Origin of the sequence: Halomonas sp., from assembly GCF_031581305.1 — a bacterium.
Lineage (GTDB): Bacteria > Pseudomonadota > Gammaproteobacteria > Pseudomonadales > Halomonadaceae > Halomonas.
Genome location: NZ_JAVLBC010000139.1, coordinates 1 through 8,661, shown reverse-complemented (window position 1 = coordinate 8,661; position 8,661 = coordinate 1). Strand labels below are relative to the sequence as shown.

The following is an 8,661-nucleotide window of genomic DNA, read 5'->3' as shown; positions in this document are numbered from 1 at the left end:
CTCCAGCGCGACGGGATGCAGATGCAGCAGCGGGGTGATGCGACCGGTACGGCCGATACGGAACTCGACGCCGCGCACCTCTGCCAGGGCCTCCCGAGGCGGATGTTTCCAGGCCGCCGCCCAGCCCGGCGGCTCAGCCTGCCACGCCTGCCCCGGTGGCCGGCGGCCCTGGCGCAGCACCACGCCGTCGGTGGCAAAGGGCAGCGGGCTGCGATACCAGCGCTCCCGCCACCCAGCCACCTCCTCCAGGGTCGCCACCGGCCGGGTCAATGAGGCGGCCTCGCCGAAGCCCAGCTCGGCCAGCGCCTCGAGCCGCTCCGTCATGTCTCGGGGGCCATCCGGCCAGTCCCAGACGAAGAGACCGATACGTCCTGCCGCGTCAGCTTCCAGCACATCGCGGGCCATCAACCCCGCCACCTCGCTGCGTGCCCCGGCCGTGCCCGCCTCGGCCTGGACATGATCCGCCAGGCGCAGATGGAGCTCGCCCTGCAGGACCGCATCGGTCTCTTCCGGCAGTCGTTCGGGGACCGCCGGGATGTGGCGTGCCGCCGCCGTCCAGTCCTGACCATGATGACCGTCCCCGCGGCTGACCGCCCTCGTCAGGCGCCCCCGCTCGTAGGCCAGGGTCACCGCCACGCCGTCTACCTTGGGCTGTACCCAGACATCGTCGCGGCGCGCCAGCCAGCGACGCACCGCGGTCTCGTCGACGAGCTTGGCGAGCCCAGTCTGGACGACGGGATGGCGCACCGGGCCGGCCGGTCGCGTGTCGTCGGGCGCGGCACCCTCGCCGACCCCGGGGAAGCAGCGCTGCCAGGCCGCGAGCCGGGCCCGGGCCTGGTCATAGATGCCATCGGAGACCGGCGATTCGCCTCGGCGATAATAGGCAGCGTCCCATCCGGCCAGCCGATCGGCCAGGGCGGTGAGCTCGCGTTCGGCCCGCTCCCCGGACCACTCGGGGCAGCCCATGGCCAGGGACGGGATGAGCGCGATGGTAAGGGTCAGCAGCAGCCGGCCGGCCAGTGTACGGGACATCAGGGCAGCTCCTTCGCAAGGACTGCACTGACCATAGCAACAGGCCCCGCATGGCGCTGCCAGCGGGGCCTGTCATCCTCTGTAGGCGATATCCTACAGGCCGGCGGCCTGGCGCAGGGCGTGGGCGCGGTCGGTCTTCTCCCAAGGGAAGGCCGTGAAGGTCTCGGTATGCGCCTCTCCTACGGTATCGGTCCAGGTGTAGGAGGTCTCGAAGGGCTCACGCCCGAAGTGCCCGTAGGCCGCGGTCAGCTGGTACATGGGGTGCAGCAGGTCGAGCATCCGGGTAATGGCGTTGGGCCGCAGATCGAAGTGCTCACGCACCAGCTCGATGATGCGCGCATCGTCCACGCGTCCGGTACCGAAGGTGTTGACGGCGACCGAGGTGGGCTCGGCCACGCCGATGGCGTAGGAGATCTGGATCTCGCACTTGTCGGCCAGCCCCGCGGCAACGATGTTCTTGGCCACGTAGCGCCCGGCATAGGCGGCGCTGCGGTCGACCTTGGAGGGGTCCTTGCCGGAGAAGGCGCCGCCGCCGTGGCGAGCCATGCCGCCGTAGGTGTCGACGATGATCTTGCGCCCGGTGAGGCCGCAATCGCCGACCGGGCCACCGATCACGAACTTTCCCGTGGGATTGATGTGGTACTGGGTGGTGGCGGTCAGCCACTCGGCGGGGATCACCTGCTCGATGATCTCGCGCCTGACCATCTTGCGCAGCTCGTCGGCGTCAATCTCCGGGTCGTGCTGGGTGGAGAGCACCACCGCCTCCACCCCACAGGGCTTGCCCGCCTCATCGTAGCGGAAAGTCAACTGGCTCTTGGCGTCCGGCCGCAGCCAGGGCAACAGGCCGTGCTTGCGCAGCTCGGCCTGGCGCTCCACCAACCGGTGGGCATAATGGATCGGCGCCGGCATGTAGCTGTCGGTCTCGTTGGTCGCGTAGCCGAACATCAGGCCCTGGTCACCGGCGCCCTGGTCCTCGGGCTTGGTGCGATCGACGCCCTGGGCGATGTCCACGCTCTGCTTGCCAATCAGGTTGAGCACGCCGCAGGTCTCGCCATCGAAGCCGACGTCCGAGGAGGTGTAGCCAATGCCGGTGATCACCTTGCGCACCAGCGCCTCGAGGTCGATCCAGGCTGAGGTGGTGATCTCGCCGGCGACGATCGCCACGCCGGTCTTGACCAGGGTCTCGCAGGCGACACGCGCCTGCTTGTCGCGGGCGATGATGGCGTCGAGCACCGCATCGGAGAGCTGGTCGGCGATCTTGTCCGGGTGCCCCTCGGAGACGGATTCGGAGGTAAACAGGGAGTATTCGCTCATGGCGTCCTCGGCCCTCTTTGTATCGGCAATAGGCAATCGCGAAGTCTACACGCTGCGTCTCCCCCGGGCATCCACGATTTGATGCAGGGCGGCAAGTCGGCGACAATAGACGACCTAATTCGACCGCGCCGCCCCGTCCCGCGGCGTCACCCAGCCAGAAGTCACGTCCGGCCACGCCCCCCTTGGCCCGTCCGTGTCGTTGCATTCTTTTCTGCCGCAGGCGAGGAGCACACCATGCCATCCCGTTTCGAACTGGCCAATGCCATACGCGCCCTGTCCATGGATGCCGTCCAGAAGGCCAACTCCGGCCATCCCGGCGCCCCCATGGGCATGGCCGACATCGCCGAGGTACTGTGGAACGACTACCTCGTCCACAACCCGGCCGATCCGCACTGGCCCGATCGTGACCGCTTCGTGCTCTCCAACGGCCACGGCTCCATGCTGCTCTACTCCCTGCTGCACCTCACGGGCTACGAGCTCGGCCTCGAGGAGCTGCAGAACTTCCGTCAGCTGCACGCCAAGACCCCCGGCCACCCGGAGTTCGGCTACGCGCCGGGCATCGAGACCACCACCGGCCCGCTCGGCCAGGGCCTGGCCAACGCCGTGGGCATGGCGCTCGCCGAGCGCACCCTGGCGGCGCAGTTCAACCGCCCCGGTCATACCGTCGTCGACCACCACACCTGGTGCTTCGTCGGCGACGGCTGCCTGATGGAAGGCATCTCCCACGAAGTCTGCTCGCTGGCCGGCACCCAGCAGCTCGGCAAGCTGATCACCTTCTACGACGACAACGGCATCTCCATCGACGGCGAGGTCGAGGGCTGGTTCACCGACGACACCGCCAAGCGCTTCGAGGCCTATGGTTGGCATGTGGTGCCCAACGTCGACGGCCACAAGCCCGAGGAGATCAAGGCCGCCATCGAGCTGGCCAAGAGCCACGAGGACCGCCCGAGCCTGATCATCTGCAAGACCATCATCGGCTTCGGTGCGCCCAACAAGCAGGGCAAGGAGGAGTCCCACGGCGCCGCCCTCGGTGAGGACGAGGTCGCCGCCGCCCGCCAGCAGCTCGACTGGCCCCACGCGCCCTTCCATGTGCCCGAGGAGATCTACCGCGGCTGGGATGCCACCGAGGCCGGCCAGGCCCGCCAGGACGTCTGGAAGGAGCGCTTCGCGCGCTACGCCGAGGCCTTCCCGGAGCTGGCCAGGGAACTCCAGCGCCGCCTCAAGGGCAACCTGCCGACCAGCATCACCAGCGAGGCGATGATCGAGGCCGCCCAGGCCAGGGGCGACAGCGTGGCCAGCCGCAAGGCGTCGCTTGCCTGCCTCAACGAGCTCGGTCCCCAGCTGCCCGAGCTGCTCGGCGGCAGTGCCGACCTGGCCCCCTCCAACTTGACCTTCTGGAAGGGCGCCCAGGCGATCAGCCCCGACGCGCCCGGCGGCAACTACCTGCACTACGGCGTGCGCGAGTTCGGCATGGCCGCGATCATGAACGGCATCGCCCTGCACGGCGGCTTCGTGCCCTACGGTGCGACCTTCCTGATCTTCTCGGAGTACATGCGCAACGCCGTGCGCATGGCGGCGCTGATGGGCAAGCAGGCCATACACGTCTTCACCCACGACTCCATCGGCCTGGGCGAGGACGGCCCCACGCACCAGCCCATCGAGCAGCTGACCGCCCTGCGCTCCACTCCCAACCTGGCCACCTGGCGCCCCTGCGACAGCGTGGAGACCGCCGCCGCCTGGGATGCCGCCATCAAGCGCCGCTCCGGCCCCACCGCCCTGGTCTTCTCCCGCCAGGGCCTGCCGCACCAGGCGCGCAGCAGGCAGCAGCTGGCCGACATCCAGCGCGGTGGCTATGTACTAAAAGAGAGTGCCCTCAATGACAGCGAGGGCACCCCGGAGCTGATCCTGATCGCCACCGGCTCCGAGGTTGGCCTGGCCATGGACGCTGCCGAGCGGCTCGAGGCGCAGGGGCGCGCGGTGCGCGTGGTCTCCATGCCCTCCACCGACCGTTTCGACGGCCAGGACGCCGAGTACCGCGAGCGAGTGCTGCCCACCGCCGTCACCGCGCGCCTGGCCGTCGAGGCCGGCCATCGCGACTTCTGGTACAAGTATGTGGGCCTCGAGGGGCGCATCCTCGGCATGGACACCTTCGGCGAGTCCGCGCCGGCCGGCGACCTGTTCAAGCACTTCGGCTTCACCGTGGAGAACCTGGTGGCCGAGGCCGAGCAGCTGCTGGACGACGCCGAGGACTGATCGCGGCGCCACCGCAGGGCGAGAAGAGGGCACGGCACACGCCGTGCCCTTTTTCGTGGGCCTGTTCTTGAGCCTGAGAGCGGACGACGTCCGGACCCTCCGGGGCCGGCGCCCTCAGGCGAGAGTGACGGCCTCGTCCAGATAGACGTCCTGGATGGCATTGAGCAGCTCGACACCCTCGGCCGTGGGCTTCTGGAACGCCTTGCGCCCGGAGATCAGCCCCATGCCGCCGGCACGCTTGTTGATCACCGCGGTGCGCACCGCCTCGCCGAGGTCGGTGGCGCCCTTGGCGCCGCCGCCGGAGTTGATCAGCCCCGCACGGCCCAGGTAGCAGTTGGTCACCTGGTAGCGCGCCAGGTCGATGGGGTGATCCGAGGTCAGCTCGCTGTAGACCCGTTCGTGGGTATGGCCGAAGCCGATGGCACGGTAGCCGCCGTTGGTCTCGGGCAGCTTCTGCTTGACGATGTCGGCCTTGAGGGTGGCCGCCAGGTGGTTGGCCTGACCGGTCAGGTCGGCGGCCACGTGGTAGTCGGTGCCGTCCTTCTTGAAGTCCGGGTTGCGCAGGTAGGCCCAGAGCACCGTGACCATGCCCAGCTCATGGGCGCGCTCGAAGGCCTCGCTGATCTCCATGATCTGGCGACGGCTCTCGTGGGAGCCGAAGTAGATGGTCGCCCCCACGGCCACGCAGCCCATGTCGAAGGCCTGCTCGACCTGGGCGAACAGCGTCTGGTCATAGATCGTCGGGTAGCTCAGTGTCTCGTTGTGGTTGAGCTTGAGGATCATCGGGATCCGGTGAGCATAGCGTCGCGCCACGCTGGCCAGCCCGCCGAGGGTCGAAGCCACGGCGTTGCAGCCACCCTCGATGGCCAGCTCGACAATGTTGGCCGGGTCGAAGTAGCGCGGGTTCGGCGCGAAGGAAGCCCCCGCCGAGTGCTCGATGCCCTGGTCCACCGGCAGAATGCTGAGATAGCCGGTGCCGGCCAGGCGGCCGTGGTCGAACAACGCCTGCATATTGCGCAGCACGCTGGGGCGGCGATCGCTCTGGGCCATCACCCGGTCGACGAAGTCCGGGCCCGGGGGGTGGATCGTATCGGCGGGCACGCCGCGGCAGACGTGACCCAGCAGAGTCTCGGCCTCGCTGCCCAGCAGCTTGGTGATGTCGTTCATGTCGTTCCTCTCCTTGGTACCGGGGAATACGCACTTCCCAGCGTAGGGGAAAACCGTACCGAGAGGACGAAACGCATGCAATGGAAGCACCTTCCCGCACCGGGCAGGCGCTTGCGGGTCAGCGTCCGCTCAAGCCGCCTTGACCTCGTGACGATGGGCGGGGGACGTCGCGCGAGCTGACATCGCCCCGGTAATCTGCACAATAGGAGTGCTTTGACGCTTTTCAAGGGGCCAAGACGCGCCCTCAACCCTGCTCACGAACGCTCTTACCAAAAGGACACCCCCATGCCGGCTCTGCGTGGCTTCCTCTGGCTGCTGGGCTTCCTGCTGACCGGCGAGATCCTGGTGACGCTCACCGGGCTGCCGGTCTCCGCCGGCGTGGTCGGCATGCTGCTGCTGACGGCCTGGCTGCTGCTCCACGGTGGCGGCTTCGACGACATCGCCGCCGCGGCCCAGCCGCTGATCGCGGTGCTGGCGATGCTGATCATGCCGGGGGTAGTGGGCGTCTTCTTCCTCGTCGACGAGCTCGCCGGCCAGTGGACGGCGATCCTCACGGCGCTGGTCGGCGGCACCCTGCTCAGCGTGTTCACCACCCTGTGGCTGTTAAGCCGGCTGATGGGAGAAACGCAGGGTGACCCGACGGAACCCGGCCATGGCTGAGTTGCTCGACCACCTGCTGGCCACCCCGATCCTGGCCATCGCCCTGACCCTGGCCGCCAATGTCGCCGGCATTCGGCTGCTCAGGGCCATTGGCGCCCCCGCCTGGTGTCCGCCGATCCTGGTCGCCTCATTGTTGCTGGCGGGCGTGCTGGACTTGCTCTCCATCGATTACGCAGACTATCGCCGGGGGGCGGCCTGGCTGATGCTGTTGCTGGGTCCGGCCACGGTGGCCCTGGGGTTGCCGCTGCACCAGCAGATGCCGCAGATCCGTGCCCTGTGGCGACCGCTGCTGGCCTGCCTGCCGCCGGCGGCGCTGCTCGCCGCCGCCTATGCGGTGGGCATCGCCTGGCTGTTCGGCGCCCCGCCGGAGACACTCGCCTCGCTGGCGCCCAAGTCGGTCACGGCCCCCATCGCCATCGGCATCACCGAGCAGCTCGGCGGCTCAGTCTCGCTGATGATGGGCGGCCTGCTGATCACCGGAGTGGTGGCCATCGGCTTCGTCGGCCTGGGGGCGCGCCTGCTGGGCATCCGTGACGAGCGCATCATCGGCTTCGCTCTGGGCCTCAACGGCCACGCCCTGGGCACGGTGCGTGCCTTCGAGATCGGCCCCGTCGCCGGCGCCTTCGCCTCGCTGGGCATGAGCCTGACCGGCATCATCAGCGCCCTCCTGCTGCCGCTCGCCTGGCACCTGGTGGGGGCGTAGAGCAGACGACCGGGGCCCTGATGCGCTAGAATCGCCGCTTCGTGTTTCCCGGTTCCGGAGTCCCTGTCACCCCATGGCCCTTCGCATCGCCATCAACGGTTACGGTCGCATCGGCCAGTGCGTGCTGCGCGCCCTCGTCGAGGGAGATGCGTCACACCACGTGGCACATGGCGAGCCACGCCTCGAGATCGTGGCGATCAACGAGCTCTCGGACCTCGCCACTATCGCCTACCTGACCCGCTATGACACCACCCATGGCCGCTTCCCCGGCAGCGTGGAGGTGGAGGGCGACCGCCTGGTGGTCAACGGCCGGGCCATCCGGGTCCTCTGCGAGCCCGATCCGGCGAGGCTGCCCTGGGCCGAGCTCGGTATCGACCTGGTGCTGGAGTGCTCCGGCAGCTTTCGCAACCGTGCCACCGCCGAGCGCCACCTCGCCTCCGGTGCCGGCCGGCTGCTGTTCTCCCAGCCCGCGGAGAGCGACGTCGATGCCACCATCGTCAGCGGCATCAATGACCACACCCTGGCCGCGCACCATCGCATCATCTCCGCGGCCTCCTGCACCACTAACTGCCTGGTGCCGGTGCTCACCGTGCTCGACGAGGCACTCGAAATCGAGCACGGCGTGACCACCACCATCCACTCGGCGATGAACGACCAGCCGGTGATCGACGCCTACCACCAGACCGACCTGCGCCTGACCCGCTCGGCGATGCACTCCATCGTGCCGGTAGACACCGGGCTGGCCCGCGGCATCAACCGCCTGATGCCCCACCTGGCCGGTCGCTTCGAGTGCCTGCACGTGCGGGTGCCGACCATCAACGTCTCGACCATGGACCTGTCGATCTGTGTGCGCCGCGACACCACGGCCGAGGCGGTCAACGCCCTGCTGGTAGAGGCGAGCCGCGGCCGTCTCGCCGGGCGGCTCGGCTACACCGAGGAGCCAGTAGCCTCGGTCGACTTCAACCACGATCCGCGCTCGGGTATCGTGGACGCCACCCAGACCCGGGTGGCCGGTGGCCGCCTGGTCAAGCTGCTGTGCTGGTTCGACAACGAGTGGGGCTTCGCCAACCGCATGCTCGATGTCGCCCGGCGCCTGGCCGCCCTGCCCCCGGCACCGCCCGACATCCCCGACAGATGACGTCCCTTCGGCTTTCCCAGACGAGGAACCTGTTTCCATGAACGTGCGCAAGATGACCGACCTCGACCTCAACGGCCAGCGGGTGCTGATCCGAGAGGATCTGAACGTGCCCATCAAGCACGGCAAGGTGACCAGCGACGCCCGCCTACGGGCCAGCCTGCCGACCATCCAGGCTGCCCTGGCGGCCGGCGCCCGGGTGATGCTGATGAGCCACCTGGGCCGTCCCACCGAGGGTGAGCCGGCCGAGGCGTTCTCGCTGGCCCCGGTGGCCGAGCACCTGGGCGAGCTGCTGGGTCGCCCGGTCCGCCTGATCCGGGACTACCTCGGCAGTGCAGTCGAGGTCGCCGACGGCGAGGTGGTCCTGCTGGAGAACGTGCGCTTCCACGAGGAGGAG

General features: G+C 68.8%; 7 protein-coding genes and 1 pseudogene. 5 read left to right on the top strand and 3 right to left on the bottom strand.

Annotated elements, in window-relative coordinates; all coding sequences use genetic code 11:
• Positions 1-1,032: pseudogene (locus RI841_RS11785) on the bottom strand (DNA ligase B); the annotation flags it as partial.
• Between the two features lie 93 nt (positions 1,033-1,125).
• Positions 1,126-2,346 carry a methionine adenosyltransferase gene (metK, locus tag RI841_RS11780; RefSeq protein WP_310705792.1) on the bottom strand — a complete coding sequence of 407 codons (1,221 nt, stop codon included), beginning with the start codon at positions 2,344-2,346 and terminating at the stop codon, positions 1,126-1,128.
• 234 nt (positions 2,347-2,580) lie between these two features.
• On the opposite strand from metK, the gene tkt reads away from it, so the two are divergent.
• Entirely contained in the window at positions 2,581-4,599 is a 2,019-nt protein-coding gene (gene tkt / locus RI841_RS11775; RefSeq protein WP_310705791.1) for a transketolase, read from the top strand.
• 114 nt (positions 4,600-4,713) lie between these two features.
• On the opposite strand, the gene RI841_RS11770 is transcribed toward tkt, so the two are convergent.
• Positions 4,714-5,766 (bottom strand): class I fructose-bisphosphate aldolase, encoded by a 1,053-nt coding sequence (locus RI841_RS11770; RefSeq protein ID WP_310705790.1) that lies wholly within the window; start codon positions 5,764-5,766, stop codon positions 4,714-4,716.
• A gap of 285 nt (positions 5,767-6,051) precedes the next feature.
• On the opposite strand from RI841_RS11770, the gene RI841_RS11765 reads away from it, so the two are divergent.
• From RI841_RS11765 to pgk, 4 genes are all read left to right on the top strand, one after another.
• On the top strand, positions 6,052-6,426 hold the full coding sequence (locus tag RI841_RS11765; protein WP_310705789.1) for a CidA/LrgA family protein: 375 nt from the start codon (positions 6,052-6,054) through the stop codon (positions 6,424-6,426).
• A complete protein-coding gene (locus tag RI841_RS11760; protein WP_310705788.1) occupies positions 6,419-7,129 on the top strand; it encodes an LrgB family protein in 711 nt (236 codons plus the stop codon). The genes RI841_RS11765 and RI841_RS11760 overlap by 8 nt, the downstream gene beginning before the upstream one ends.
• 73 nt (positions 7,130-7,202) lie before the next feature.
• Positions 7,203-8,267: a glyceraldehyde 3-phosphate dehydrogenase NAD-binding domain-containing protein gene (locus RI841_RS11755; RefSeq protein ID WP_310705787.1), complete on the top strand. Its 1,065-nt coding sequence runs from the start codon at positions 7,203-7,205 to the stop codon at positions 8,265-8,267.
• 37 nt (positions 8,268-8,304) lie between these two features.
• Positions 8,305-8,661, top strand: a 357-nt coding sequence (gene pgk / locus RI841_RS11750) for a phosphoglycerate kinase (protein ID WP_310705786.1), incomplete at its 3' end; no start/stop codon positions are given.

What these genes read in the sequence shown, in the direction of transcription:
- metK (WP_310705792.1), bottom strand. Translation starts at nt 2,346, where the DNA reads ATGAGCGAATACTCCCTGTTTACCTCCGAATCCGTCTCCGAGGGGCAC.
- tkt (WP_310705791.1), top strand. Translation starts at nt 2,581, where the DNA reads ATGCCATCCCGTTTCGAACTGGCCAATGCCATACGCGCCCTGTCCATG.
- RI841_RS11770 (WP_310705790.1), bottom strand. Translation starts at nt 5,766, where the DNA reads ATGAACGACATCACCAAGCTGCTGGGCAGCGAGGCCGAGACTCTGCTG.
- RI841_RS11765 (WP_310705789.1), top strand. Translation starts at nt 6,052, where the DNA reads ATGCCGGCTCTGCGTGGCTTCCTCTGGCTGCTGGGCTTCCTGCTGACC.
- RI841_RS11760 (WP_310705788.1), top strand. Translation starts at nt 6,419, where the DNA reads ATGGCTGAGTTGCTCGACCACCTGCTGGCCACCCCGATCCTGGCCATC.
- RI841_RS11755 (WP_310705787.1), top strand. Translation starts at nt 7,203, where the DNA reads ATGGCCCTTCGCATCGCCATCAACGGTTACGGTCGCATCGGCCAGTGC.